Source organism: Phenylobacterium sp. LjRoot97 (genome assembly GCF_964254345.1).
Lineage (GTDB): Bacteria > Pseudomonadota > Alphaproteobacteria > Caulobacterales > Caulobacteraceae > Phenylobacterium.
In genome coordinates this window covers 1,963,425-1,987,438 of the sequence record NZ_CAXUTH020000001.1, presented here as the reverse complement: position 1 = coordinate 1,987,438, position 24,014 = coordinate 1,963,425, and the positions used below count along the sequence as shown (strand labels likewise).

Sequence of the window (24,014 nt, the reverse complement as noted above, 5' to 3'; positions counted from 1 at the left end):
GACCGTCCTCATGCGCCCCCCGGACCGAAAACGCGCCAGCCGGCCACCAGGACCACCGCAACCAGCGAGGTCGGCAGGAACACCTTCCAGCCCAGGCGCATCAGTTGGTCGTAGCGGTAGCGCGGCACGATCGCCTTCACCATCCCGATCAGGAAGAAGAAGAAGCAGATCTTCATGACGAACCACATCAGGCCGTAGAAGCTCTGCACGGTCGGCGGCCAGCTGGCGACCCACGGCAGATCGATCGGGGCCTGCCAGCCGCCGAAGAACATCACCGAGATCAGGGCGCACATCAGCACGATGTTCACCAGCTCGCCGATCATGAACAGCAGGAACGGGCTGGACGAGTACTCGACCTGGTAGCCGGCCACGAGTTCGGATTCGGCTTCCGGCAGGTCGAACGGCGGACGGTTGGTCTCGGCCAGGGCCGAGATGAAGAAGATCACCGCCATCGGGACCATGATCAGCGCCAGCGGCAGGTTGTGCAGGCCCTGGCCGCCGAACACGTTCCAGTTCCAGAAGCCGCCGCTTTGCAGCTCGACGATCTTCTGCAGGTTCATCGTGCCCGACAGCAGAATGACCGTGACGATGACGAAGCCGATCGAGACTTCGTACGACACCATCTGCGCCGCAGACCGCAGCGAGCCGAGGAACGGGTACTTCGAGTTCGAAGCCCAGCCGCCCATGATGATGCCGTAGACGCCCAGCGAGCTGATCGCGAACAGGTACAGCACCCCGACGTTGATGTCGGAGACGACCCAGCCCGGCGCGAACGGGATCACCGCCCAGCCCACCATGGCCAGGACGAAGGTCAGAACCGGCGCCAGCAGGAAGACGAACTTGTCGGCCCCGTCGGGGATGACGATTTCCTTCAGCACGAACTTGATCAGGTCGGCGAAGGACTGCAGCAGGCCGAAGGGACCCACGACGTTCGGGCCCTTGCGCATCTGCACGCCGGCCCAGATTTTCCGGTCGGCGAGCATGAAGAAGGCCAGCGCGACCAGCAGCGGCAGCACGACCGCCAGGATCTGCGCGACCGTGATCAGGGTCCAGCCGCCCGGCGTAGCCCAGAAGTTGTTGGCGACAGCGTCCATGCCCCTACTCCGCCGCGATCTTGGCGGCGCCGGAAGCGACGGCGGCGCACTCTGCCATCGTCACGCTGGCGCGGGCGATGGGGTTGGTCAGATGGAAGGTCTTCACCGCGCTCTCGAACGGAGCGTCGGAGACCTCGCCCTTCGCGCCCAGCGAACCGAGGTCCAGGGCCGCGCCCGCCGAACCGGGGGCGTAGTCCACCTGGCCGAAGGTCGGATGGTCAGCGAAGAGCTTGGCCCGCAGTTGGGCCAGGGTGTCGTACGGCAGGGTCGCGCCGAGCCGATCGGAGAGCGCCCGGAACACCGACCAGTCCTCGCGGGCTTCGCCCTTGGGGAACACGGCGCGGTAGCCGAACTGAACGCGGCCCTCGGTGTTGACGTAGATGCCGTCCTTCTCGGTGTAGGCCGCGCCCGGCAGGACCACGTCCGCCGAATGTGCGCCGGCGTCGCCGTGCGTGCCCAGATAGACCGTGAAGGCGCCCGAGGCCTTGGCGTCGATCTCATCGGCGCCAAGCAGGAACAGCACGTCCAGAGCGCCCGGTTGCACCATCTCCTTGGCGCTCTTGCCGCCCTCGCCGGGCACGAAGCCGAGGTCCAGGCCTCCGACGCGCGACGCGGCGGTGTGCAGAACGTTCCAGGTCAGGCCGAAGCTCTTGGCGGCGGCCGCGGCGGCGGCGAGCACGGCTTGGCCGTCCTCACGCGACAAGGCGCCGGCGCCGACGATGATCGCCGGGTTCTTGGCGCCCTTGAGGGCGGTGACGAAGTCGTTCTTGGCGCGGCTCAGGCCCGAAAGGGTCGCGGCTCCGGCGCCGAGATAGTCGTACTTGTAGGTCAGGTCGGCCTGTTCGCCGATCACGCCGACGCGCAGCGCGCCCGCCAGCCAGCGCTTGCGGAGGCGGGCGTTGAACACCGGCGCCTCGACGCGCGGATTGGTCCCGACCAGCAGGATCACGTCGGCCTCTTCGATGCCGGCGATGGTCGAGTTCATCAGCCAGCTCTCGCGCGGGCCGGCGCCGAGCGCCATGCCGTCCTGGCGGCAGTCGATGTTGGCCGAGCCGAGCGCGGTGAACAGGTCCTTGGCCGCGGCCATGGATTCAACGTCCTGGACGTCGCCGGCGATGACGCCGATGCGCTCGCCGCTGGCGGCCTTGACCTTGGCGGTGATCAGTTCGAACGCCTGCGCCCAGGTCGCCGGCTGGAGGCGGCCGTCCTTACGGACGAACGGCTGGTCCAGGCGCTGGCGCGACAGGCCGTCGACGGCGTAGCGCGTCTTGTCGCTGATCCACTCTTCGTTGATCTCTTCGTTCAGGCGCGGCAGCACCCGCAGCACGGCCGGGCCGCGGCTGTCGACGCGGATCGCCGAGCCGAGCGCGTCCATGACGTCGACGCTCTCGGTCTTCTTCAGCTCCCACGGACGCGCATTGAAGGCGTACGGCTTGGAGGTCAGAGCGCCGACCGGGCACAGGTCGATGACGTTGGCCGACAGTTCCGACCCGACCGACTTGTCGAGATAGGTCGTGATTTCAACGTCTTCGCCGCGCGAAATGAGACCGATGTCCGGCACCCCGGCCACTTCGGTGATGAAGCGGACGCAGCGCGTGCACTGGATGCAGCGGGTCATCACCGTCTTGATGAGCGGACCCATGTACTTTTCTTCGACGGCCCGCTTGTTCTCGGCGTAGCGGCTGTCGTCGCGGCCATAGCCCATGGCCTGGTCCTGCAGGTCGCACTCGCCGCCCTGGTCGCAGATCGGGCAGTCCAGCGGGTGATTGATGAGCAGGAACTCCATCACCCCTTCGCGCGCCTTCTTCACCATCGGCGTGTTGGTGAAGATCTCCTGGCCTTCGGCGGCCGGCAGCGCGCAGGAAGCCTGGGGCTTCGGCGGGCCCGGCTTCACCTCGACCAGGCACATGCGGCAGTTGCCGGCGATGCTGAGACGCTCGTGGTAACAGAAGCGCGGAATTTCTTCCCCAGCCAGTTCCGCCACTTGCAGAACCGTCATGCCGGGTTCGAATTCGACCTCAGCGCCGTTGACTTTAGCCTTGGGCATTAGGGGTTACTCCGCCGCTTGCAGGGACGCGCCCTGCACATGCGGCCTTCCGGCCCGGTATTGGGTGATGCGGTCTTCCACTTCGTGACGGAAGTGGCGGAACAGGCCCTGGATCGGCCAGGCGGCCGCGTCGCCGAGACCGCAGATGGTGTGGCCTTCGACCTGGCTGGCGACGTCCAGCAGCATGTCGATTTCGCGCATCTCGGCTTCGCCGGTGACCATGCGTTCCATAACCCGCCACATCCAGCCGGTGCCTTCACGGCACGGGGTGCACTGGCCGCAGCTCTCGTGCTTGTAGAAGTACGAGAGGCGCGCGATCGCCCTCACGATGTCGGTGGACTGGTCCATCACGATCACCGCGGCGGTGCCGAGGCCCGACTTCAGCGCCGAGAGGCTGTCGAAGTCCATCAGCGCGGTCTCGGCCTCGTGGGCCGGGATCATGCGGACGGACGAGCCGCCCGGGATGACCGCCTTCAGGTTGCCCCAGCCGCCGCGGATGCCGCCGCAATGGTCTTCCAGCAACTGCTTGAGCGGGATCGACATCGCCTCTTCGACGACGCACGGCTTGTTCACGTGGCCCGAGATGGCCATGAGCTTGGTGCCGGTGTTGTTCGGGCGGCCGAAGCCAGCGAACCACTCGGCGCCGCGGCGCAGGATGGTGCCGACGACCGAGATCGACTCGACGTTGTTGATGGTGGTCGGGCAGCCATAGATGCCGGCGCCGGCCGGGAACGGCGGCTTCAGGCGCGGCTGGCCCTTCTTGCCTTCCAGGCTTTCCATCAGCGCGGTTTCGTCGCCGCAGATATAGGCGCCGCCGCCGTGCGTGACGTGCAGGTCGAAGTCCCAGCCGTGAACGTTGCCCTTGCCGATCAGCTTGGCCTCGTAGGCCTGCCGGATCGCCGCTTCCAGGCGCTCGCGCTCGTGCACGTATTCGCCGCGGATGTAGATGTAGCAGGTGTGCGCGCGGATCGCGTAGCTGGCGATCAGGCAGCCTTCGATCAGCAGGTGCGGATCATTGCGCATGATCTCGCGGTCCTTGCAGGTGCCCGGCTCGGATTCGTCGGCGTTGACCACCAGATAGTGGGGACGCTCGCTCTCCTGCTTGGGCATGAAGGTCCACTTCAGGCCGGTGGAGAAACCCGCGCCGCCGCGGCCGCGCAGGCCCGACGCCTTGATCTGGTCGCAGAGCCATTCCGGCGTCTGCTTCAGCATCTCACGCGTGCCGTTCCAGGCCCCACGCTTCTTCGCTCCCTCGAGGCCCCAGTCGTGCAGGCCGTAGAGGTTGGTGAAGATGCGGTCCTTGTCTTCGAGAATACCGACCAAGGCCCCTAAACTCCTCTGTCCGCGCCCGCCGGGCGCGCGATCGCATTCATTCCGCTCACTGGGCCGGCTCCTTGGCGCCCTTCGAAGGCTTGGGCGCATTGGGAAGCGACTTGATCGGCTTGGCGCGGGTGCCGTCGAAGAGCGACGGATCGCTCAGCGTCAGCGGGCCGCCCTCAGGGGCCGAACCGCTGCGGCCGATCACCGAACCCGGGGCGCGCGGCTTGCCGGCGGCGAACTCGTCGAGGATCTGGTCGAGCGTCTCGACCGTCAGGTCCTCGTAGTAATAGTCGTTGATCGCGGCCATCGGCGCGTTCGAGCAGGCGCCGAGGCATTCGACTTCCTGCCAGTAGAACTTGCCATCCGCTGACAGGTGATCCTTCGGGCCAAGCCGCTTCTTGCAGTGGGCCATCAGCTCGTTGGCGCCGCGCAGCGCGCACGGCGTGGTGCCGCAGACCTGCACCAGGGCGTGGCTGCCGACCGGCTCGAGCATGAACATGGTGTAGAAGGTCGCGACCTCCAGCACCCGGATCTGGGCCATGCCCAGCATTTCGGCGATCAGCCGGATCGCGGGCTCGGAGACCCAGCCTTCCTGCTTCTGCACGAGCCACAGAATCGGAATGACCGCCGATTGCTGGCGGCCGGCCGGGAACTTGGAGATCCACCACTCCGCCGTCTTCTTGGTCTCCGCGGAGAACTCGAAGCTGGCGGGCTGGTTCGGAGAGAGGCGGCGAACGCTCAAGCGATCCTCACTTCACGAAGTCGACCCGGACGATCTTGGCGTCCGAGACGGTGTAGATGGCGGCGACCTCGAACGGATCGGCGTCAGGCGAACGCTTCACTCGCTCATGGTCGATGACCCGGGCGCCGACCACGATGCGGTTCAGCAGCACGGCATGATTGTGCGGGAAGTCGGCGAAAACCTGCTGGTACTTGGCGCGATACGCCTCGATTCCAGAGATCGTCACAGCACCGTTCAGGTCGGCGACAACGACGTCGTCGGCGAAGCAGGCGCAGTGCGCGTCGAGGTCCTGGGCGTTGTAGGCCTCGAGCTGGGCCTCGGCCACGTCGAACGGGGCGATGCAGGCAGGCGCGCTCACCGGTCGATCTCCCCGAACACGATGTCCAGCGAGCCGAGGATGGCCGATACGTCGGCCAGCATGTGACCGCGGTTCAGCCAGTCCATCGCCATCAGGTGCGGATAGCCCGGCGCGCGGATCTTGCAGCGGTACGGCTTGTTGGTGCCGTCCGAGACCACGAACACGCCGAACTCGCCCTTCGGCGCTTCCACGCAGGCATAGACCTCGCCCGGGGGCGTGCGGAAACCTTCGGTGTAGAGCTTGAAGTGATGGATGAGCGCTTCCATCGAACGCTTCATCTCGCCGCGGCGCGGCGGCGCGAACTTGTTGTCTTCCGTCAGCACCGGACCGGGCGTTTTCTTAAGCCGATCAGCACATTGGATGATGATCTTCGCGCTCTGGCGCATCTCTTCCATGCGGCAGAGATAGCGGTCATAGCAGTCGCCGTTGACGCCGAGCGGGATGTCGAACTCGAAGTCGTTGTAGCACTCGTAGGGCTGGCTGCGGCGCAGGTCCCAGGCGATGCCCGAACCACGCACCATGACGCCCGAGAAGCCCCAATTGATGGCTTCTTCCCTCGACACCACGCCGATGTCGACGTTGCGCTGCTTGAAGATGCGGTTGCCGGTGATCAGCTTGTCGATGTCGCTCAGCGGCTTCTCGAAGGCCACGGCCCAGTCGCCGATGTCCTGCACCAGCGCATCGGGCAGGTCCTGGTGGACGCCGCCCGGACGGAAGTAGTTGGCGTGCAGGCGAGCGCCGCAAGCGCGCTCGTAGAACACCATCAGCTTCTCACGCTCTTCGAAGCCCCACAGCGGCGGGGTCAGCGCGCCGACGTCCATCGCCTGGGTGGTGACGTTGAGCAGGTGATTCAGGATCCGGCCGATTTCCGAGAACATGACCCGGATGATCGAGCCGCGGATCGGCACTTCCAGGTCCAGCAGCTTCTCGATGGCCAGGCAGAACGCATGTTCCTGGTTCATCGGCGCCACGTAGTCGAGGCGATCGAAGTAGGGGATGTTCTGGAGGTAGGTCCGGTACTCCATCAGCTTTTCGGTGCCGCGATGCAGCAGGCCGACGTGCGGGTCGACCCGCTCGACGACTTCACCGTCCAGCTCGAGCACCAGGCGCAGAACGCCGTGCGCCGCGGGGTGTTGCGGACCAAAGTTGATGTTGAACTTGCGGACCGGAGTTTCCGGGACCGCGACCGGGTTCGAAGCGTCGTCGGCCATTATTTCGCCTCCGCCTTTTCATCGCCCGGCAGCACGTACTCGGCGCCTTCCCAGGGCGACAGGAAGTCCCAGTTACGGAATTCGACCGACTTAACCGGCTCGTAGACCACCCGCTTCAGCTCGTCGTCGTAGCGAAGCTCGACATAGCCGGTCATCGGGAAGTCCTTCCGCAGCGGATGGCCGTGGAAGCCGTAGTCGGTGAGAATCCGGCGCAGGTCCGGGTGGCCCTCAAAGAAGATGCCGTACATGTCGAACGCCTCGCGCTCGAACCAGTCGGCGCACGGATAGACGCCCGTCACGGTCGGAACCGGGGTGTCCTCGTCGGTCTGCACCTTGATGCGGACGCGCTGGTTCTTGGTCATCGACAGCAGGTGGAAGACGACGTCGAAACGCTGGGCGCGCTCCGGATAGTCGACGCCGCAGAGGTCGATCAGCTGATGAAAGCCGAACTGGTCGCGCAGCTGGGTCAGCGCCTCGACGATACGGTTGGCCGGCCCCGTCAGGGTCAGCTCGCCGTACTCGACGTGAAAACCGGCGATCGCGCCGGTTCCCGAGGTCAGGATCTCGTTGCCCAGCGCCTGCAGGGCGTCTTCGGTCAGGGGCCAGCTCATCGCTCGATGGTCCCCGTCCGGCGGATCTTCTTCTGCAGCTGCAGCACGCCGTAGACCAGCGCTTCAGCCGTCGGCGGGCAGCCCGGGACATAGATGTCGACCGGCACGATGCGGTCGCAGCCGCGCACCACCGAATAGGAGAAGTAATAGTAGCCGCCGCCGTTGGCGCACGAGCCCATCGAGATGACGTAGCGCGGCTCCGGCATCTGGTCGTAGACCTTGCGCAGGGCCGGAGCCATCTTGTTGCACAGCGTGCCGGCGACGATCATCACGTCCGACTGGCGCGGGCTGGCGCGCGGCGCGAATCCGTAGCGCTCCAGGTCGTAGCGCGGCATCGACGCCTGCATCATCTCGACGGCGCAGCACGCGAGACCGAACGTCATCCACATGAGCGAGCCGGTGCGCGCCCAGGTGATCAGGTCGTCGGCGGCCGCCGTAATAAAGCCTTTGTCGGCCAGCTCACTCGACACGCCGTCGAAGAACGGATCGTGGAGCTTGGGGTCGTAGCCTTCGACCGTCGAACGGCCGGCCGAACCCGCGGGAACGATCACTCCCATTCCAGGGCGCCTTTCTTCCATTCGTAGATGAAGCCGACGGTCAGCACGCCCAGGAAGGTCATCATTGACCAGAAGGCGAACTGTCCCAGCTCCTGGGGCAGCTTCATGAGCGACACCGCCCACGGGAACAGGAACGCCACTTCAAGGTCGAAGATGATGAAGAGGATCGACACCAGATAAAACCGGACGTCGAACTTCATTCGCGCATCGTCGAAGGCGTTGAAGCCGCACTCGTAGGTGGACAGCTTCTCGGGATCCGGAGCCTGCGGCGACAAAGTGGCCGAAGCCACGATGAATGCGAGGCCCAGGGCGGTCGCGATCCCAAGGAAGATCACGATGGGCAGATACTGCAAAAGAAAGGCGTTCATGGAATCCTCGAAGGAGTCGCGCGCCCTTCTAGACCAGCATCGCTCAGGGTTCAAACGGCGTGGTGCGACCGGTGGTATCGCAAATGCGCGCAACCTGCATTGTCTGTGAATTCGAAGGCCGGCGCCCGTGATCCAGGCTCACACATCTTCGGGTCGACAGGAACTACGATTGATAATCACTCGCAACACTTGAGGCCCCTTCCCCGCCTCCGTGCAAGAAAATGCAGGTCTGAGCGGTTTATCCACAGCTGCGCGCAAAAGGCCGTTGACACGATTCCGGGTCGGTCATATCAGACGCCCCTCGCGGCGACGTCGCCGTCACGCGGATGTAGCTCAGTTGGTTAGAGCGCCGGCCTGTCACGCCGGAGGTCGCGGGTTCGAGCCCCGTCATTCGCGCCACTTCTTCCCGAAATCTCAAGAAGATAGCGCAAAGCGCCAGTTCGCTTGTGCGCGCGCCGTACCCGCAAAAAACTTGGAATGGCTCCGCTTGACTTGAGGTGGCGCCAGGCGTCCGCTGCTCTCAAAGAGGGAGGACGCTATGCCGAAAGTCTATGCGCCGGTTGTCGCCTTCGCGGCGGTTGCCTGCTTCTGGTCCGGTTCAGCCCAGGCTGCCCGCTACTACGAGGTCACGCTCAAGGGGGAACTGGTCAACGAGCTTGGCTACAGCCCATGGGAGTTGAACTCCGGGGTCGATCAGAATCTCGCCATTGGGGACATCGTCACGCTGACGGCGCGCTTCAGCGCCGATCGCGTGTTCGACCAAGGGGGAAGCTTCGTCGCCGGTCTCTACGGCTTGCCGACGGATGGAGAAGAGTTCTGGCGCGTTGAGGCCGGCGGCCTCGTCTGGAACTCCATCCACGAGATGTACGACGGCTTTCCGATCTACGTGGATGACGAGAACTACTACGCCGACCCATCGATCCGATTTTCCAGCGGCAAGGTGACGGGCGTATCGGGCGAAATGGTGCCCACGTGGACCGACACGATTCCGGTGCTGCGCCTGTCGGACTTCCGCGTCGAGCCCGGCGAGGGGCTCTATGGAAACACCTACGGGACCCAGGGCTTCAAGGGGACCTGGGACTACGCACACTCATCGGCGGTGCTTTCCGGCGTTCCGGAACCGGCGTCTTGGGCGATCATGATTGTCGGCTTCGGCATGACCGGGGCCGCGATCAGGGCCGCGCGCAACGCCCGCAAGGCCACCGCGGCGGCCTGACCGACTTACGAGGCGCCTCGTGCGGGGCGCCTCGCCATTCTCAAGGCTTGACCATACCCGACGACGCGCGGTCCCCTGCCCGGTCGCTGGGAGGATGACGCCATGAGAGCCTACCGCAGTCTTGCGGCGCTGGCGGCCTGGTTCGGGCTGCTGCTGCAGTACTACCTGCTCGTGCGGGGCCAGGCCGGGGCGGAGTTCGCCGCGCGCACCGTCAATTTCTTCAGCTACTTCACGATCCTCAGCAACTTGCTGGCGGCCATTGCGCTGTCGGCGCCGACCACCGCGCCGGACAGTCCGCTGGGGCGCTTCTTCGCCGCCCCGCCCGTGCGCACCGCGGTCGTGCTCTATACGAGCGTCACCGCCGCCACCTACATCGTCGTGCTGCAGGCTCTCTGGAGCCCTCAGGGCCTGCAGTGGGTGGCGGACGTCACGCTGCACTACGTGACGCCCGCGCTGTTCCTGGTGGACTGGCTGGCCTTCACGCCGAAGGGCACGCTGCGCGCCAACGCCGTGATCGGCTGGCTGATCTTCCCCCTCGGCTTCGGAATCTACAGCCTGGCTCGCGGACCGGTCTCGGGCTTCTACCCGTATCCTTTCCTCGACGCCGGAGCTCTCGGCTACGCTAAGGTGCTGACGAACATGGCCGTGATGAGCGCCTTCTTCCTGGCGGTCGGACTGGGCTTCGTGCTGCTCGACCGCCTCCTGCGCCGGCGTGCCTAGGCGGACGCCTCGCGCATCCCCTTCAGCGCCGCACCCCAGCGCGCCAGTTCATCCAGCATCGCCTTGGCAGACGCCAAATGGATGTCGTTGGGCGTGAAGCGCTTCTCCTCGTCCAGATGCTGACTGAACATCGGGATCATCACCTGCTCGGGCAGCGGCATGATCTTGAAGCTGGTCATCATCAGCTTCTCGGCCTGGGTGGCCCGGATGCCGCCCGAGACGCCACCATAGCTGACGAAGCCGGCGACCTTGTTGTGCCACTCGAGCACCAGGTAGTTCATCGCGTTCACCAGCGAGGGTGGCGGCCCGAAATTGTACTCCGGCGTCACGAACACGAAGGCGTCGGCGCTCTCGACGCTCTTGCTCCAAGCCTTGGTGTGATCGTGCTCGTACTTGCGCAGGCGCGGGTGGTGCGGCTCGTCGAAGATCGGCAGGGCGTAGTCGGCCAGGTCCTCAAGGCTGACCTCGAAGCCGCCGTGCGCCTTGGCGTACTCCTCGAACCAACGCCCGATCGAAATCCCCACGCGTCCGGGCCGGGTCGAACAGACGATGACGTTGAGCTTCAGGGCCATGGGGAATCTCCGAGCGGTGAATTGGTCGCCAGGATAGTCACGGCCGCGCGCCAAAGTCGCCCGGTAGAAGTGCTGGTCGCCTAGCCGGGCGGGCCGCGCTCGAACACGGGCAGGCCGGGCGTCAGCTGGTGCCAGGACGGCGCTTCGACCGTCCAGATATGCATGCCCGGCGACAGCGCCGACGGATCGTCCAATCCGCCGAGCTTCACCGCCAGGAACGGCAGCACCACCGGATCCGAATAGAGCGGCGTCCCACAGTCGGGACAAAAGGCTCGCTGCACATCCTGGCCGCTGCCGCCTGGACTGGCGAAGGCCTTGGGAGCGCCGCTCGTAACCTCGAAGGCGTCGCGCATCACCAACGCCACATAGTTCGGGCCGCCGCCGGAACTATACTGGCACTGCCGGCAGTGACACACGCCCACGCCCATCGGCGCCTGGCTGACCCGGTAGCGGATCTTGCCGCAGGCGCAGCCTCCTAGAAGGTCGCTCATCGCCCCCTCCCCTAGCTCACCAGTTCGGCGCTTTTGGTCAGCACGAAGTCGTTCGGGTCAGGTGACAAAGTCGCGCGCCAGTAGTCGACCAGAGCGAACGGCCAGTTCTGGCTGACCCGGCCGCTCTCGCTTTTGTACCAACTGGTCACCTGCGGCGCGCCCCAAGCCATCAGGCTGTTGCCCGCGTCCACCCGCTCGTTGAAGGCGTCGTGGACGTCACGGCGCGGCTCCATCGCGACCGCCCCTGTCTGCGCCAGCAGTTTCAGGCACCCAACGATGTAACGGACGCTGCACTCCGAGAAGAAGATGATCGAGCCGTTGACGACGATGTTGGTGTTCGGGCCGTAGATCATGAACAGGTTCGGGAACCCGGGCGTGGTCATGCCCAGATAGGCCCGCGCGTCGCCGCCCCAGGTCTCGTGCAGGTCCGCGCCGCCGCGGCCCTTGATCTTCATCGGCCACAGGAACTTCGAGGCGTAGAAGCCTGTGCCGTAGATGATGACGTCGAAGTCGCGCGCCTTGCCGTCGGCGGTGACCACGCCGGTCTCGGTAATCTCGCTGATGCCGTCGGTCACCAGCTCGACGTTCGGGCGCTGCAGGGCGGCCATCCAGACGCCGTTGTCGAGCAGCGAGCGCTTGCCGCCGACGGGATAGGTCGGGATCACCTTCTCCACCAGATCGGGGCGGTTCGGCGCCTGCTCGGCGATGGCCATCGCGATCATGTCGCGGAAGCCCTGGTTGAGCTCGCTCACGGCAGTCGGCGGGCCGTTCCAGCCGGGATCGGCGGTGACCATGGGCAGCAACCCGTCGGTCACCATCCAGAACATCCAGAACCGGTACCATTTGTCGTAGAACGGCACGTGCTCCATCAGCCAGTTCATCCCCGCGGGGACATCCTCGTGATAGTGCGCCACCGGGAAGCCCCAGGGCGGCGTGCGCTGGAAGACGGTCAGGCTGGCGACCTTGCCCGCGATTTCGGGCACGAACTGATAGGCGCTGGCCCCCGTGCCGATCACCGCGACGCGCTTGCCCGTCAGATCGACGTCATGACGCCACTCGGCCGAATGGAAGGCCGGCCCGGCGAAGCGCTCCCGCCCCTCGATCTCGGGGAAGCGCGGCCGATTCAACTGGCCGACGGCCGTCACGACCGCGTTGGCTTCCACGTGCTCAACGCCCTCAGGCGTCTTGAGCCGGATTTTCCAGACGCCTCGATGATCGTCCCAGACCATCTCCTCGACCGTTGCCGAGAAGCGGACGTGCTTCTTGAGGTCGTGCTTGGCCGCGACGCCGCGGAAATAGTCGAGCAGCACCGGCTGGGTGGAAAAGTGCTGCGGCCAGAAATGGTTCGGCTCGAAGCTGTACGAGTACATATGGTTCGAAGAGTCGACCCGGCAGCCCGGATAGGTGTTCTCCAGCCAGGTCCCGCCGACGTCGGCGTTCTTGTCGACCACTTGGAACGGCACGCCGGCCTGTTCCAGCCGCAGCGCGGTCAGCAGCCCTGACATCCCCGCGCCGATCACCAGCACGTGCAGCCGGCGCGCGACGGTCTTCAGCTCCGGCGACCAATTCGGATCCTTCGACGAATGGCCGTCCAGCGCCAGCTCGTCGGTCAGGAACTCGCCGTAGCCGTCAGGAATGTCCGCCCCGGCGACGAAGCTCATCATCTGGCGGACCATCTCGGGGGACGGCGTCGACGCCATCGGCGTCTTGCCGGTCAGGTAGTCGGTGATCGCCGCCTTGGCGAGTTTGCGCATCTTGGCCTGCTCGGCTTCAGGCACCCCCGTCTCGCCCCGCGACAGCGGCGTATAGGCCGGCCGCCACTCGGGCCGCAGCCAGCTGGGATCGCCGGTCAGGTGCACCAGCGCCGCCGACAACGCCGGCAGGTGCGCCGTTTCCAACGCCTGGTCGAGAGGCCCGAGATCCACGGCCATGACACGTCTCCGCCCTGGTTATCGTTGTTATGCGAGAAGACTACGCCTCTCGCGCCCCAGGGAAAGGGCGCCGTCGCGTCAGCTAGGCGTGAATGCGGACCGGTAGCGTCTCATAGCCCTTCACGAAGCTGGAGCGCACCCGGCGCGGCTCGCCGACGACCTCCACGTGCTTGAAGCGCTTGAGGATTTCCTCCCAGACGATGCGCAGCTGCATCTCCGCCAGGCGATTGCCGACGCAGCGGTGGATGCCGAAGCCGAAGGACAGGTGCTGGCGCGCGCGCTCGCGGTCGATGACGAAGGCGTCGGGGTTGGCGATCACCTCGTCGTCCCGATTTCCCGAGACGTACCACATCACGACCTTGTCGCCCTTTCGGATCTGCTTGCCGCCGACCTCGATGTCCTCCAGCGCCGTGCGGCGCATGTGGGCCAACGGCGTCTGCCAGCGGATGATCTCCGAGACCATCGACGGGATCAGGCTGTGGTCCGCCTTCAGCTTGGCGTACTGCTCCGGGTTCTGGTTCAGCGCCAGCAGCCCGCCGCTGATCGAATTGCGCGTGGTGTCGTTGCCGCCGACGATCAGCAGGATGATGTTCCCGAGGTACTCGTCCGGGCTCATGTTCCGTGTGGCCTCGCCGTGCGCCAGCATCGAGATCAGATCGCCGGAGGGCGGCGCGTTGACCCGCTGGTTCCAGAGCTCGGTGAAGCTGGCCAGGCACTCCATCAGCTCGGCCTGCCGCGCCTCCTCGGTCTCGCACAGCGCCCCGGGCATCGGGATGGTGGTGGCGACGTCCGACCAGCGCGTCAGCCGCCGACGGTGCTCGAACGGATAATCGAACAGCGTCGCCAGCATCTGGGTGGTCAGCTCGATCGACACCCGGTCGACCCAGTCGAAGGTCTCGCCGACCGGCAGTTCGTCGAGAATGCGCCCCGCCCGCTCGCGGATGATCGGCTCCAGCACCTGCAGATTGGCCGGCGACACCACCGGACTGACGGTCTTGCGCTGAACGTCGTGCTTGGGCGGATCCATGGCGATGAAGCTGGGGCGGCGCAGGTCCGGCCGCGCGTCGCGGATCGTGATCCCTCCCAGCGCCGCTTCCGACGAGAAGACGCCGTGATTGGTGTCCACGGCCATGATGTCGTTGAACTTGGTGATCGACCAATACGGCCCGAACTCGCTGTCGCGGCACCAATGCACCGGATCCTCGCGTCGTAGGCGCTCGAAATACGGCCAGTGCGTATCGGTGCGGAAGAGATCGGGGTCGCCGGGGTGGAATTCCTCCAGCGGCAAGGAATAGGCCCTGGCCTTGGCCTCGTCGGCCAGCTTCATGGCGCCGTCAGCCATCGCGCGATCTCCCTATGTGATCGACGCCTGGTCGCAGCTGCCGCCCGGCGCCGTTGAGCCTGATGAAAGCTCAATCCGCACGCGCTCACAACAACCCTTTGAATCCAAACTATGTTCGGTTTTCAGCCATCCTGGCGCGCCTTCCAGTGCGCATACAGCGACGGCTCGTCGCCCGAGATCGGCAGATGGGCGATGTCGATCGTCTGCGCCTCCAGGGGTTGCGCCATCTGGGCGTACACGGCCGCGGTCGAGAGGCCGTAGGGCTCGCCGTCATCGTTCGAGTAGCAGAAGCGCACTTTGCGCACCCCGGTCATGTGCATCGCCGCCAGGCACATCGGGCACGGCTGGCCGCTGGCATAGACCACGCAGCCGTCCAACCGCGGCGCGCCCAGCGCCTGGGCCGCCCGACGTATCGCCGTCAGCTCCGCATGGGCTGTCGGATCGCCGGTCGCCCCGATCTCGTTGACGCCGGTGGCGATCACTTCGCCGTCCTTGACCACAAGCGCCCCGAACGGCCGGCCGCCGCCGTCTCGGACGTTGGCCATCGCCAGATCCACGGCCTGGCCCAGGAAGTCCGCATCGCTCCGCATGTCCCTACTCCGCTCCCTGCGCCCGCCGGATCCGTTCCAAGACCGTCGGCGATAGGCTCATGCCGGAGGCCGCAAGATTATCGATCAGGTGGGCCATCCGCGTCGTACCGACCACCGCGCAGGAAACATTGGGATCAGCCAGCACATACGCCAGCGCCGCCTGAGCCGCCGTCATGTCGTCGAGCTGCCGCAGGAAGCCGAAGCGCGCGCCTTTGGCGACGTCGGCGCGATGGTTCTTCAGCGCCCGCAGCGCGTACCAGACGTCCCGGGGCGCGCGCAGGCGCAGCACCTGTCCGTTGGCATGCCCCATGGCCAGCGCCATCCCCGCCAGGACGCCCTTGCCCTGCTGGGCGGCCCTGGCGATCAGGGCCGCACGCTCGGGCCGCAGGACGTTGTAGTCGACCATGACGACGTCGAAATCCGGCAGGCCGATGATGTGCTCGATCACCGCCGGATCGAAACTGTTGGCGCCGACCGCGCCGACCAAGCCGCGACGCTTCAGCGACACCAACGCCTTCAGCATGTCCTGGTCGAGCTCTGCGACGGCCGGCCCATGCAGCTGCAGGAGCGGCAGGTGCTCCAGGCCAAGATTGCGCAGGCTGCGCTCGACGCTGGCGATGATCGCCGACGGCCGGAAGTCACGCGCCACGCGCGAGCCGTCGTGATAGGTCCCGGCCTTGGTGGCGATCACCACGCCGTCCAGCGCCCTACCCTTCAAGGCCCGCCCCAGCCGCGGCTCCGCCTCGCCGCCGGAATAGGCCGCGCCGGTGTCGAAGAAGGTTACCCCGCGATCCAGCGCCGCGTGGACCAGGTTCGCCGCCTGGCGCTCGTCGAACGCCTTCTGGCCCCACCAGCTCGCACAGCCCAATCCGATTTCGGAAACGGCCAAACCCGTTCGCCCAAGGGCGCGGTAGCGCATAGCGTTGGTGGTCGAGTGCAACATTACGTCCGGGACGACGCCTAGAGATCGCTGTGGCGCACGCAACGCCCGCGTTAGTCCCCCACTGCCTATCCGCACGCGCGACGACGGCGCAAGTCCAGGCCCGCTTCGAAACGTCGAACACACAACAGGTTGCGCGCTCACCTCAGCCCCAGCAAGCTAGACCAATGAATATTAATTCAAGTTATAGTGGCATCAATGGCGCGGAATATGAATATTCGATCAATACCACTGTCAATATTTTGTCTTAACTTACATTAACAAGCGACACTATTCGGCGGAACGATATCATCCGATTCTGACACCCACGTCACGCTTACCTCAGGTCGAAACCCCACAACACCATCGTTCGCCTTGAATACGCAAACCGCAGGTAATAGTAACAGCGTTATCCGACATCGGCACACCCATGCTGCGAGGTCGGAAGGGGGAGAGGAAAGGACGAGGGCCTGTTGAGCCTTCGCGGTCTGGAGGGCTGCCCCCAATGCGAGACGTGTTTCCAGACGCCGTCATCGCGCTGATCCCGATGATGCGCGCCTATGCCATGAGTCTCACGCGCTCCAGGCCAGAGGCGGACGATTTGGTCCAGGACACACTCGTGCGGGCCTGGCGTTTTCGGGACGCCTACGAACCGGGCACCAATCTCAAGGCCTGGCTCTACAAGATCCTTCGCAACATCTTCTACTCGAACCACGCACGGCGTCGCCTCGTAGTGCAGGACGTCGATGGCAAGCTGACAGCTCAGCTCGCCTGCAAGCCAGATCAGGAATGGCAGGTCGAGTTCGGCGATCTGCTGCGGTCATTGGACCGCCTGACCCCCGACACCCGGGACGCCCTGCTGCTGATTGTGGTCGCCGGCCTCAGCTATGAGGAGGCGGCCGAGGTCTGCGGCTGCGCGACCGGCACCCTCAAAAGCCGTGTCAGCCGTGCACGCGCCCGTCTGGCCGAACTGCTCGACTACGACCTGCCCGCCGCGCGCCGACATCACGCGCGCCGCCCCGTCCCGGCGCCCCAGGCCTCAGGCGCATGATTGAACCCTCCAGCAGCGCCTGCCGTTTAGTCGGCGGCCGATGGGTCTCCACAGTCCGGATCGAGCAGATGACCACAGCACCATCTCGCGTCCTGCGCCGCCTCACCGTCATCGGCGCCGCAGTCGTCAGCCTTGCGATAAGTGCGCCCGCTCGCGCCCAGGAAGACATCTCGTCCAAACTCGAACGCATCGAGGCCCTGCTGGTCGACCAGTCGTCCCGACTCTCCGCGCAGGAACGCAAGCTCGCCGAGCAGGCGGCGCTGATCCAACAGCAGGACATGGAATTGAGGGCGCTGCGCGCGACGCGAGACGACGACCTTGCGGAGATCCGCGCGGGGCGCTCTGGTGCGCCCCAGCAGGCCGCTCCGCTCAACCCGCCTCTGGGCCCGGCGATGACCGCCTCGGCCCAGCTGCCCTCACGGCCGGTCGGCGAGGCGCCGCCGCCGGCGACGACCGAGCAGAAGGCTCGAGAGGTCGCCGCCATCCCCGAGCGGCTGGGCGTACTGACGCCTCCAGGCCGCTTCGTGTTCGATCCGACGGTCGAATATGTGCGCGCCAGCACCAATCGCCTGACGTTCCGAGGCGTCGAGATCGTCCCCGGGATCAATCTCGGCCTGATCGAGGCAGGCGACGCGGATCGCGATTCCGTCGTTGGAACGCTTGCCGCGCGCTACGGCGTGACCAACCGCCTCGAGGTGGAGGCGCGCGTTCCCTATGTCTATCGACATGACCGGATCACCACCGTCGCCGCAGCCGATCGGGCGGTCACCCGCACTATGGAACTGGACGCCAACGATCTCGGCGACATCGAGGTGTCGGGCCGCTACCAGCTCAACAGCGGCGACAACGGCTGGCCGATCTTCGTGGCGGGACTTCGGGTCAAGTCCGACACCGGCGTCGGCCCTTATGACGTCGACTTTGACGACTTCGCCGTGGCCAAGGGTCTGGCGACGGGCTCCGGCTTCTGGGCGAGCGAGCTGGGTCTGACGATGCTCTACCCCAGCGATCCAGCGGTGATCTACGGCGGGATCAGCTATCTGCACAACTTCGCCGGCAACGTGGACAAGGCTGTTGGAAACAACATCTTCGTGGGCGAAGTGGACCCCGGGGACGGCATCAACGCCAGCATCGGCTTCGGCCTGGCGCTCAATCCGAAGTTCTCAGTCTCGTTCGGTTACCAGCACCACTACATCTTCCCGACTGACACCGAGATCAACAACACGACGCAGAGCTCGAACAGCCTCTCGATCGGCGCCTTGCAGATGAGCCTGTCGTACAGGCTGAACCGCCGGATCACGCTCATCAACAGCTTCGAGTTCGGGGTGACGAGCGACGCCCCCGACATGCGGCTGACAGTGCGGGCGCCCTACTCCTTCTGATGGTCAGGGCCGCGCGGCGTCACCGAGCGCCGCGCCGACCGCCTCCATCATCCGCATGCTGGCGCGTTCCTGGATCGCCGACTGCTGGAACTGGGACAGCTCCGGGATCGCGAGGTCGATCTGGACCTCCTGGCGAATGTCGCGATTGTTCGCGGTATTGACGACAACGTTGGCGATGCGCGCGGCGCTGAGTTCGTGCAGCACAACAGTCGAACCGCCGTCGCCGCTGACAGCCACGCCCGGCAACTGCGCAGCCCCGTCTGACAAGGTGATCTGGCCGGTCTGCCCCTGGCTTGCGAGCGACGGGGCCGCCTCGGACTGCATCGCGCCTTGGTCCGTCCAGACCAGCTTGGTCTCCAGCACCAGCGCACCATCGACGAAGGTGCGCACAGAGGCGCCGAACCCGACCTCCATTCCGGTCGGCAACTGAATTCCGCCTCGTTCGACGGCAAGTTCCTCATCGCTCAACGGCGCGCCCAACGCCGGATCCGCGTTCGCCGCCCCGACGCTGGCGACGAAGCCTAGGAAGATCGCGGCGAGGATCGAGACATACCGCATGGCGTCAGAACCCGGCCGCCGGCCGGTTCTCCCAGACCACCTGGTAGAGCGGCGGCAGCTGCAGCGTGAAGGCCGCCAGCGAGTCGTCGGACAGGGGCTGGCCGAACAAGGGCGTGGTGGCGGCCGCCCATTCGTAGGTGGTGTTGTAGAGACCGTGTCCCGGCCCGGAGTGGATCCCGAATACGATGCCGTTCCAGACCTTCTCGAAATCCGCCTGGCGATAGGACTTGAGGCCCAGGGCCGGGTCTCCGACGAGGATCCGCCCCGCTCCCGCGCCTTTGACGACGACGAAGTGCTTGTAGGAGCCGACCGTGATCACCGCGATCGAAGGCCACTTCGCGTGCACCAGCGCGTCGGCGTCGATGCGATAGCCGTCCGCCTTGTAACCGCGCGTGGCGAGGTAGCGCTTCATGTCCAGCAGCGAGAAGCCGACCTTTTGGATCTGGGCCTGATCGCCTCCGGCGTACATCGCCTTGAAGATGTCGGCTTCGGTGACGTCGACGCCGTAGTGGTAGCGCAGCAGCGTCGCCAGCGCGGCCGACCCGCAGCTGTAGTCGTACTGCTGGCGCACGACGGTCTTGAACGGCATGTCCCGGAACGTCGTGACCCGTTCCAGGGCGAAAAGCGAGCCGCCGTCTGTGAAGGCGATCTGCGCCGCCGCCGGGCTCGCCAGCGTGCACAACCCGCCCATCGCGGCGGCCAGGACATGTCGACCCCGAGGCGGCATGCGTTGGGCCTACGGCCCGCCCAGGGTGGCGACGTTGACGCTGATCACGCCCTGGAGATTGTTGTTGTTGCCGGTGTTGACGACGAAGTTGCCGATGCCCGAGTAGTCGCCGGTCGAGAAATCGACGTTGCCGGTGGTCACCTGGTCGGCTTGGACCGAGCCGGAATTGCTGGCTGTGAGCTGCTGGTTCGAGAGCGCCTCGACCACCACCGCCTGCCCGCCGCTGATGGCCCCGAGCTCGGCGTCGCCGATCGGAGCCGCATCCGGAGCCTCGGCGACGGCAGGCGCTTTATCAGCCGGCGCGTCCTCGGCCATGGCCGCACTCGCGACACCCAGGGCCGCCAAACCGGCGAGGCCTCCGATCATCCACCTCGACATCGCTCCCTCCAAGTCCCCAAGACCTCAAATGCGGGTACGGGCCGACGCCGAACGGACGCCGGCCCGAGTACGCTTTACGGAGCGCCGAAGCTGATGTTGGCGTTCGCCGAAAGCGACGTCGCAGCCTGGCCTTGCGAGTTGATGCCGGAGTTGGCGTTGGCGGTCTGAATCCCGCCGAACGCCGCGCCGTCGAACGACGCGTTGCCGGTGGTGATGGAGCCGGTGGCGCCGTCGCCGCCGTTGTTCGAGACGGGCGCGCCGGTGACGGTGCCGCTGAGCGTCTGGGTGGACACCGCAGTGTAGGTCGCCGTCGTTGAGTTGTCCGAATTATCCGAATGGTCCGAATTGTCGGTCGTCGAACTGTTCGAATTGTCGGAGCTGTTCGAGTTGTCCGAATTGTTCGAGTTGTCGGAGTTGTTCGAGTTGTCCGTCGTCGAGTTGTTGGAATTGTCGGTGGTCGAATTGTCGGAGTTGTCCGAGTTGTTCGAGTTGTCCGTCGTGGAGTTGTTCGAGGCGTCGGTGGTCGCTTGGTTCACTGTCGCCGTCGACGTGTTATCGGCCGTCGTATTGTCGACCTGCGCGATAGCCATGGTGCTCATGCCGAGGCCGATCACCAGCGCGGCAGCCGATGTGAGAAGCTTGGATTTCATAAGGTCACCCTCCCAGGGTCGCTAAGAAACTGGAGGCGCCTTGTCCTCCGGCCGCCAGAACCGCTGGAGCGCAGGGAGAGTTCGGATCACATGAGCGTGAACCGCTTTTGGTGGGAACTGAGGTGTCCCCGCGAAGGAATGGTGGGCGGCGAGGGGTTCGAACCCCCGACCCCCTGGGTGTAAACCAGGTGCTCTGACCAGCTGAGCTAGCCGCCCTCATAGAATGCGAAAAAGGGCGACCTCCGCGCCGGGAGGCCGCCCTCGAACGAAAGCCGCGGTGGCGTCTTTAGTTCAGCGAGCCCTTCAGGCCTTCGCCGACGCGGAAACGCGCCGTCTTCGAAGCCGGACGGCTCACCGTCTCACCGGTGCGCGGGTTGCGCGCAGTGCCGGCCGCACGGGTCACCGGCACGAAGCTGCCGAAACCGACCAGGCGGACCTCCTGGCCCTCCTTCAGCGACGCGGTGACGCTGTCGATGAACGCTTCCAGAGCGTCCTTCGCCTGCGCCTTGTTCAGGCCCGCCTTGTCGGCAATCGCCGTGACGAGTTCGGCCTTGGTCATTTCTTGTCTCTCCCAGCCCGTTATCTCAAACCGCGAACCTCTCGCGGAAGCGCGAGGCTGCTTCGCGTTGCGCGATTATGGCGGTCGATTCTCGCCCGTCAAACAAAGGCGGCGCGGGGAGGCCCCGCGCCGCCTTATTTTTTCTCAGTTTTCCACCGTTTAGTGGGTGATCATGGCCTCATCAGAGCCGTCGTCGGCCGCCACGGATACCGCCGGTTGCTCGGCAGGGTTCCATTCGATCGGCGTCAGGGGCTGAATCAGCGCCCGGGCAAGGACTTCATCGACATTGGAGACCGGCACGATCTCCAGCGCCGACTTCACGTTGTCCGGGATATCGGCAAGATCCTTCACGTTTTCCTGCGGGATCAGCACGGTCTTGACGCCAGAACGCAGCGCCGCGAGCAGCTTCTCCTTCAGGCCGCCGATCGCCGTCACCCTGCCCCGCAGCGTGACTTCGCCGGTCATGGCGATGTCCTTGCGGATCGGGATGCCGGTCAGCACCGACACGATGGCGGTGGCCATGGCCGCGCCGGCGGACGGTCCGTCCTTCGGAGTGGCCCCGTCCGGAACGTGGATGTGCACGTCGGTCTTCTCGAAGATCGGCGGCTCGATGCCGAAGTGCGTGGCCCGGCTGCGGACATAGCTCGCCGCCGCCTGGATCGACTCCTTCATCACGTCCTTCAGGTTGCCCGTGATGGACATCCGGCCCTTACCCGGCATCTTGACCGCTTCGATGGTCAGGATGTCGCCGCCGAACTCGGTATAGGCCAGGCCGGTGATGATCCCGACCTGATCCTCCTCGTCCGTCTCGCCGTAGCGGTACTTCCGAACGCCCGCGTACTTGGCCAGCCGCTCGTCGTCGACGGTGATCGAGGTGACGCTTTCGCGGCCCAGGTCCCGCACCGTCTTACGCGCCAGGTTGCCCAGCTCGCGCTCGAGCGAGCGGACGCCGGCTTCCCGGGTGTAGTAGCGGATCAGATCGCGGATGGTCTCATCCGGAACGATGAACTCTTCCGGCTTCAGGCCATGGTCCTTGGTCTGCTTGGGCAGGATATGACGCTTGGCGATCTCTACCTTCTCATCCTCGGTGTAGCCGGGGATGCGGATGATCTCCATGCGGTCCAGCAGCGGCTGGGGCATGTTGAGGCTGTTGGCCGTGGTGACAAACATCACCGGCGACAGGTCGTAGTCGACTTCCAGGTAGTGGTCGCCGAACGTCGAGTTCTGCGCCGGGTCCAGCACCTCGAGCAGAGCCGAGGCCGGATCGCCGCGATAGTCGCTGCCCATCTTGTCGATTTCGTCGAGCAGGAAGAAGGCGTTGGTGGACTTCGCCTTCTTCATCGACTGGATGACCTTGCCAGGCATCGAGCCGATGTAGGTCCGGCGGTGACCGCGGATCTCGGCCTCGTCGCGCACGCCGCCCAGGGAGACGCGCACGAACTCACGGCCGGTCGCCTCGGCGATCGACTTGCCCAGCGAGGTCTTACCGACGCCGGGAGGACCGACGAGGCAGAGGATCGGGCCCTTCAGCGAGCCGACCCGCGCCTGCACGGCGAGGTACTCCAGGATCCGCTCCTTGACCTTTTCCAGGCCGAAGTGGTCGCGGTTCAGGACTTCCTCGGCCTTCACCAGATCGATGGCCTTGGTCTTGGTCTTGCCCCACGGGATCGAGAGCAGCCAGTCGAGGTAGTTCCGCACGACGGTGGATTCCGCCGACATCGGGCTCATGTTGCGCAGCTTCTTCAGCTCGCCCTCGGCCTTGGTGCGGGCCTCCTTGGACAGCTTGGTCTTCTTGATGCGCTTTTCGAGCTCGATCAGTTCGTCGCGCTGATCGTCCTGTTCGCCCAGCTCGCGCTGGATCGCCTTCATCTGCTCGTTGAGATAGTACTCGCGCTGGGTCTTCTCCATCTGCCGCTTCACGCGGTTCCGGATCTTCTTCTCGGTCTGCATGACCGAAATCTCGCCCTCCATCAGGGCGTAGACCTTCTCCAGGCGCTTCACGACGTTGAAGATCTCGAGCAGGCTCTGCTTCTCGGCGATCTTCACCGACAGATGGCTGGCGATACGGTCGGCCAGCTCGCCAGGCGCGTCGACCTGCGGCATCGAGGCCAGGGCCTCGGGCGGGACCTTCTTGTTCAGTTTGACGTAGTTCTCGAACTGCTCGACGACCGCGCGCGACAGCGCCTCGGCCTCGGGCGAGGCCGCGCCGTCTTCGGAAATGAAGGCGATCTCGGCTTCGTAGAACTCTTCTTGCGCGGTGAAACGGGAAATGCCGGCGCGCGCCTTGCCTTCGACCAGCACCTTCACGGTGCCGTCCGGAAGCTTGAGCAGCTGCAGAACCGTCGCCACGACCCCGACGTCATAGATGGCCTCGGGCGACGGATCGTCGTCGTCCTTGTCCTTCTGGGTCGCGAGGAGGATCTGCTTGCCTTCGCCCCGCATCGCCTCTTCGAGCGCGCGTACGGATTTCTCCCGGCCCACGAAGAGCGGCACCGGTTGATGCGGGAACACCACGATGTCCCGCAGCGGTAGAATGGGAAGGGTCTTAATCTCGGACATGATGCGTTCTTAACTCCTGCCGGCCTGTTGGGGGATCAGGCTCGGCCCCCGGACCGCGGTCACT

The 24,014-nt window shown here is 65.5% G+C and carries 25 protein-coding genes and 2 tRNA genes; 5 read left to right on the top strand and 22 right to left on the bottom strand.

What is annotated here, in order from left to right:
* Positions 1 to 8: 8 nt before the first annotated feature.
* The 9 genes from nuoH to ACSQ2H_RS09920 are packed head-to-tail and all read right to left on the bottom strand — an operon-like array spanning position 9 to position 8,308.
* Entirely contained in the window at positions 9 to 1,094 is a 1,086-nt protein-coding gene (gene nuoH, locus ACSQ2H_RS09960; protein WP_436061248.1) for an NADH-quinone oxidoreductase subunit NuoH, read from the bottom strand.
* Positions 1,095 to 1,098: 4 nt separating this feature from the next.
* A complete protein-coding gene (gene nuoG, locus ACSQ2H_RS09955; protein ID WP_436061247.1) occupies positions 1,099 to 3,141 on the bottom strand; it encodes an NADH-quinone oxidoreductase subunit NuoG in 2,043 nt (680 codons plus the stop codon).
* 6 nt (positions 3,142 to 3,147) lie between these two features.
* On the bottom strand, positions 3,148 to 4,464 hold the full coding sequence (nuoF, locus tag ACSQ2H_RS09950) for an NADH-quinone oxidoreductase subunit NuoF (protein ID WP_436061246.1): 1,317 nt from the start codon (positions 4,462 to 4,464) through the stop codon (positions 3,148 to 3,150).
* Positions 4,465 to 4,519: 55 nt separating this feature from the next.
* A complete protein-coding gene (nuoE, locus tag ACSQ2H_RS09945) occupies positions 4,520 to 5,203 on the bottom strand; it encodes an NADH-quinone oxidoreductase subunit NuoE (protein ID WP_436061245.1) in 684 nt (227 codons plus the stop codon).
* A gap of 7 nt (positions 5,204 to 5,210) precedes the next feature.
* Positions 5,211 to 5,561 carry a nuclear transport factor 2 family protein gene (locus ACSQ2H_RS09940; RefSeq protein WP_436061244.1) on the bottom strand — a complete coding sequence of 117 codons (351 nt, stop codon included), beginning with the start codon at positions 5,559 to 5,561 and terminating at the stop codon, positions 5,211 to 5,213.
* Positions 5,558 to 6,772: an NADH-quinone oxidoreductase subunit D gene (locus tag ACSQ2H_RS09935; protein ID WP_436061243.1), complete on the bottom strand. Its 1,215-nt coding sequence runs from the start codon at positions 6,770 to 6,772 to the stop codon at positions 5,558 to 5,560. The genes ACSQ2H_RS09940 and ACSQ2H_RS09935 overlap by 4 nt, the downstream gene beginning before the upstream one ends.
* Positions 6,772 to 7,383, bottom strand: a complete 612-nt coding sequence (locus ACSQ2H_RS09930) for an NADH-quinone oxidoreductase subunit C (RefSeq protein WP_436061242.1) — start codon at positions 7,381 to 7,383, stop codon at positions 6,772 to 6,774. The genes ACSQ2H_RS09935 and ACSQ2H_RS09930 overlap by 1 nt, the downstream gene beginning before the upstream one ends.
* Complete coding sequence (locus ACSQ2H_RS09925) at positions 7,380 to 7,961, bottom strand: NuoB/complex I 20 kDa subunit family protein (protein ID WP_156378300.1); 582 nt, start codon at positions 7,959 to 7,961, stop codon at positions 7,380 to 7,382. Before ACSQ2H_RS09925 ends, ACSQ2H_RS09930 begins: the two co-directional genes overlap by 4 nt.
* Positions 7,931 to 8,308, bottom strand: a complete 378-nt coding sequence (locus ACSQ2H_RS09920; protein WP_056018620.1) for an NADH-quinone oxidoreductase subunit A — start codon at positions 8,306 to 8,308, stop codon at positions 7,931 to 7,933. The genes ACSQ2H_RS09925 and ACSQ2H_RS09920 overlap by 31 nt, the downstream gene beginning before the upstream one ends.
* 322 nt (positions 8,309 to 8,630) lie before the next feature.
* Here ACSQ2H_RS09920 and ACSQ2H_RS09915 point away from each other — a divergent pair.
* The 3 genes from ACSQ2H_RS09915 (at position 8,631) to ACSQ2H_RS09905 (ending at position 10,244) form a co-directional block, all read left to right on the top strand.
* A tRNA-Asp gene (locus ACSQ2H_RS09915) sits at positions 8,631 to 8,707 on the top strand.
* A gap of 139 nt (positions 8,708 to 8,846) precedes the next feature.
* Complete coding sequence (locus ACSQ2H_RS09910; protein WP_436061241.1) at positions 8,847 to 9,524, top strand: PEPxxWA-CTERM sorting domain-containing protein; 678 nt, start codon at positions 8,847 to 8,849, stop codon at positions 9,522 to 9,524.
* Between the two features lie 102 nt (positions 9,525 to 9,626).
* Positions 9,627 to 10,244 carry a Pr6Pr family membrane protein gene (locus ACSQ2H_RS09905; RefSeq protein ID WP_436061240.1) on the top strand — a complete coding sequence of 206 codons (618 nt, stop codon included), beginning with the start codon at positions 9,627 to 9,629 and terminating at the stop codon, positions 10,242 to 10,244.
* Here the strand turns inward: ACSQ2H_RS09905 and ACSQ2H_RS09900 are convergent.
* The 6 genes from ACSQ2H_RS09900 to ACSQ2H_RS09875 form a co-directional block, all read right to left on the bottom strand.
* A complete protein-coding gene (locus ACSQ2H_RS09900; protein WP_436061239.1) occupies positions 10,241 to 10,816 on the bottom strand; it encodes an NADPH-dependent FMN reductase in 576 nt (191 codons plus the stop codon). The two genes, ACSQ2H_RS09905 and ACSQ2H_RS09900, sit on opposite strands and share 4 nt — an antisense overlap.
* Before the next feature lie 80 nt (positions 10,817 to 10,896).
* Positions 10,897 to 11,307 carry a GFA family protein gene (locus tag ACSQ2H_RS09895; RefSeq protein WP_436061238.1) on the bottom strand — a complete coding sequence of 137 codons (411 nt, stop codon included), beginning with the start codon at positions 11,305 to 11,307 and terminating at the stop codon, positions 10,897 to 10,899.
* 11 nt (positions 11,308 to 11,318) lie between these two features.
* The gene (locus ACSQ2H_RS09890) at positions 11,319 to 13,238 is read right to left on the bottom strand and encodes an NAD(P)-binding domain-containing protein (protein WP_436061237.1); all 1,920 of its coding nucleotides are present in this window, start codon (positions 13,236 to 13,238) and stop codon (positions 11,319 to 11,321) included.
* A gap of 82 nt (positions 13,239 to 13,320) precedes the next feature.
* Positions 13,321 to 14,580, bottom strand: coding sequence for a cytochrome P450 (locus tag ACSQ2H_RS09885; RefSeq protein WP_436061236.1), 1,260 nt, complete (start codon positions 14,578 to 14,580; stop codon positions 13,321 to 13,323).
* 122 nt (positions 14,581 to 14,702) lie between these two features.
* On the bottom strand, positions 14,703 to 15,170 hold the full coding sequence (locus tag ACSQ2H_RS09880; protein WP_436061235.1) for a nucleoside deaminase: 468 nt from the start codon (positions 15,168 to 15,170) through the stop codon (positions 14,703 to 14,705).
* Positions 15,171 to 15,174: 4 nt separating this feature from the next.
* A complete protein-coding gene (locus tag ACSQ2H_RS09875; RefSeq protein ID WP_436061234.1) occupies positions 15,175 to 16,059 on the bottom strand; it encodes an aldo/keto reductase in 885 nt (294 codons plus the stop codon).
* A 535-nt stretch (positions 16,060 to 16,594) separates the two neighbouring features.
* Here ACSQ2H_RS09875 and ACSQ2H_RS09870 point away from each other — a divergent pair.
* The gene (locus ACSQ2H_RS09870; RefSeq protein WP_436061233.1) at positions 16,595 to 17,140 is read left to right on the top strand and encodes a sigma-70 family RNA polymerase sigma factor; all 546 of its coding nucleotides are present in this window, start codon (positions 16,595 to 16,597) and stop codon (positions 17,138 to 17,140) included.
* Positions 17,141 to 17,208: 68 nt separating this feature from the next.
* Positions 17,209 to 18,519, top strand: coding sequence for a transporter (locus ACSQ2H_RS09865; protein WP_436061232.1), 1,311 nt, complete (start codon positions 17,209 to 17,211; stop codon positions 18,517 to 18,519).
* 3 nt (positions 18,520 to 18,522) lie between these two features.
* On the opposite strand, the gene ACSQ2H_RS09860 is transcribed toward ACSQ2H_RS09865, so the two are convergent.
* The 7 genes from ACSQ2H_RS09860 to lon all read right to left on the bottom strand — a co-directional run bounded on the left by ACSQ2H_RS09860 (position 18,523) and on the right by lon (position 23,950).
* On the bottom strand, positions 18,523 to 19,077 hold the full coding sequence (locus tag ACSQ2H_RS09860) for a hypothetical protein (protein WP_436061231.1): 555 nt from the start codon (positions 19,075 to 19,077) through the stop codon (positions 18,523 to 18,525).
* Positions 19,078 to 19,081: 4 nt separating this feature from the next.
* Complete coding sequence (locus ACSQ2H_RS09855) at positions 19,082 to 19,804, bottom strand: C39 family peptidase (protein ID WP_436061230.1); 723 nt, start codon at positions 19,802 to 19,804, stop codon at positions 19,082 to 19,084.
* Positions 19,805 to 19,813: 9 nt separating this feature from the next.
* Positions 19,814 to 20,182: a hypothetical protein gene (locus ACSQ2H_RS09850; protein WP_436061229.1), complete on the bottom strand. Its 369-nt coding sequence runs from the start codon at positions 20,180 to 20,182 to the stop codon at positions 19,814 to 19,816.
* Positions 20,183 to 20,256: 74 nt separating this feature from the next.
* On the bottom strand, positions 20,257 to 20,832 hold the full coding sequence (locus ACSQ2H_RS09845; protein ID WP_436061228.1) for a hypothetical protein: 576 nt from the start codon (positions 20,830 to 20,832) through the stop codon (positions 20,257 to 20,259).
* Between the two features lie 139 nt (positions 20,833 to 20,971).
* Positions 20,972 to 21,048 (bottom strand) — tRNA-Val (locus ACSQ2H_RS09840).
* 70 nt (positions 21,049 to 21,118) lie between these two features.
* Positions 21,119 to 21,391, bottom strand: coding sequence for an HU family DNA-binding protein (locus ACSQ2H_RS09835; protein WP_436061227.1), 273 nt, complete (start codon positions 21,389 to 21,391; stop codon positions 21,119 to 21,121).
* Between the two features lie 159 nt (positions 21,392 to 21,550).
* Positions 21,551 to 23,950: an endopeptidase La gene (lon, locus tag ACSQ2H_RS09830; RefSeq protein WP_436061226.1), complete on the bottom strand. Its 2,400-nt coding sequence runs from the start codon at positions 23,948 to 23,950 to the stop codon at positions 21,551 to 21,553.
* Positions 23,951 to 24,014 lie beyond the last annotated feature (64 nt).

Excerpts from the sequence above, each read along its gene's own strand:
- ACSQ2H_RS09855 (WP_436061230.1), bottom strand. The coding sequence starts at position 19,804 with ATGCCGCCTCGGGGTCGACATGTCCTGGCCGCCGCGATGGGCGGGTTG.
- ACSQ2H_RS09920 (WP_056018620.1), bottom strand. The coding sequence starts at position 8,308 with ATGAACGCCTTTCTTTTGCAGTATCTGCCCATCGTGATCTTCCTTGGG.
- ACSQ2H_RS09870 (WP_436061233.1), top strand. The coding sequence starts at position 16,595 with ATGCGAGACGTGTTTCCAGACGCCGTCATCGCGCTGATCCCGATGATG.
- ACSQ2H_RS09835 (WP_436061227.1), bottom strand. The coding sequence starts at position 21,391 with ATGACCAAGGCCGAACTCGTCACGGCGATTGCCGACAAGGCGGGCCTG.
- ACSQ2H_RS09850 (WP_436061229.1), bottom strand. The coding sequence starts at position 20,182 with ATGTCGAGGTGGATGATCGGAGGCCTCGCCGGTTTGGCGGCCCTGGGT.
- ACSQ2H_RS09900 (WP_436061239.1), bottom strand. The coding sequence starts at position 10,816 with ATGGCCCTGAAGCTCAACGTCATCGTCTGTTCGACCCGGCCCGGACGC.
- nuoG (WP_436061247.1), bottom strand. The coding sequence starts at position 3,141 with ATGCCCAAGGCTAAAGTCAACGGCGCTGAGGTCGAATTCGAACCCGGC.
- ACSQ2H_RS09845 (WP_436061228.1), bottom strand. The coding sequence starts at position 20,832 with ATGAAATCCAAGCTTCTCACATCGGCTGCCGCGCTGGTGATCGGCCTC.
- ACSQ2H_RS09885 (WP_436061236.1), bottom strand. The coding sequence starts at position 14,580 with ATGGCTGACGGCGCCATGAAGCTGGCCGACGAGGCCAAGGCCAGGGCC.
- ACSQ2H_RS09910 (WP_436061241.1), top strand. The coding sequence starts at position 8,847 with ATGCCGAAAGTCTATGCGCCGGTTGTCGCCTTCGCGGCGGTTGCCTGC.
- ACSQ2H_RS09890 (WP_436061237.1), bottom strand. The coding sequence starts at position 13,238 with ATGGCCGTGGATCTCGGGCCTCTCGACCAGGCGTTGGAAACGGCGCAC.
- ACSQ2H_RS09935 (WP_436061243.1), bottom strand. The coding sequence starts at position 6,772 with ATGGCCGACGACGCTTCGAACCCGGTCGCGGTCCCGGAAACTCCGGTC.
- lon (WP_436061226.1), bottom strand. The coding sequence starts at position 23,950 with ATGTCCGAGATTAAGACCCTTCCCATTCTACCGCTGCGGGACATCGTG.
- nuoH (WP_436061248.1), bottom strand. The coding sequence starts at position 1,094 with ATGGACGCTGTCGCCAACAACTTCTGGGCTACGCCGGGCGGCTGGACC.
- ACSQ2H_RS09925 (WP_156378300.1), bottom strand. The coding sequence starts at position 7,961 with ATGGAAGAAAGGCGCCCTGGAATGGGAGTGATCGTTCCCGCGGGTTCG.
- ACSQ2H_RS09905 (WP_436061240.1), top strand. The coding sequence starts at position 9,627 with ATGAGAGCCTACCGCAGTCTTGCGGCGCTGGCGGCCTGGTTCGGGCTG.
- ACSQ2H_RS09880 (WP_436061235.1), bottom strand. The coding sequence starts at position 15,170 with ATGCGGAGCGATGCGGACTTCCTGGGCCAGGCCGTGGATCTGGCGATG.
- ACSQ2H_RS09895 (WP_436061238.1), bottom strand. The coding sequence starts at position 11,307 with ATGAGCGACCTTCTAGGAGGCTGCGCCTGCGGCAAGATCCGCTACCGG.
- ACSQ2H_RS09930 (WP_436061242.1), bottom strand. The coding sequence starts at position 7,383 with ATGAGCTGGCCCCTGACCGAAGACGCCCTGCAGGCGCTGGGCAACGAG.
- ACSQ2H_RS09860 (WP_436061231.1), bottom strand. The coding sequence starts at position 19,077 with ATGCGGTATGTCTCGATCCTCGCCGCGATCTTCCTAGGCTTCGTCGCC.
- ACSQ2H_RS09865 (WP_436061232.1), top strand. The coding sequence starts at position 17,209 with ATGACCACAGCACCATCTCGCGTCCTGCGCCGCCTCACCGTCATCGGC.